Genomic DNA, 375 nt, shown 5'->3' with positions numbered 1-375 from the left:
CCAATAAAAAAGCCCCGCGTTTGCGGGGCTTTCTGTCTGGTTCTGCTCAGCTTGCCTTTGGCGGTGCTGTTGTGCGCGGCGCGCCTGGATTGTATCCGCCGCCGATGGCGACGTTGAGGGAGACGTAATCGGTGGCCATCTGCTGGATGGCGGCGGCAAGGCTTGCCTGGGCCAGCGACACCTGGCGCTGCGCATCGAGCACGTCGAGCAGCGAGGAGGCGCCGTCCTTGTAGCTGGCGGTCGACAGCTCGAGCGTTTCCTGGGTGGTCTTCACCTGGGCGCGCAGCGCTTCCACCGTCTGGGCGTCGCGGCGTACCGCCGACAGCGCGTTCTCGACCTCTTCGACGGCTTCGAGCACCGTCTGCTTCCAGGTCA

General features: G+C 65.6%; 1 protein-coding gene. It reads right to left on the bottom strand.

From position 1 onward, the window contains the following. Nucleotides 1-46: 46 nt before the first annotated feature. A partial coding sequence (locus tag JNB88_RS33255) for a TolC family protein (protein WP_220359180.1) occupies nt 47-375 on the bottom strand: 329 nt, incomplete at its 5' end.

This window comes from Rhizobium cauense, from assembly GCF_019511525.1.
GTDB lineage: Bacteria > Pseudomonadota > Alphaproteobacteria > Rhizobiales > Rhizobiaceae > Rhizobium > Rhizobium cauense.
This window is presented reverse-complemented; position numbering and strand designations above follow the sequence as displayed.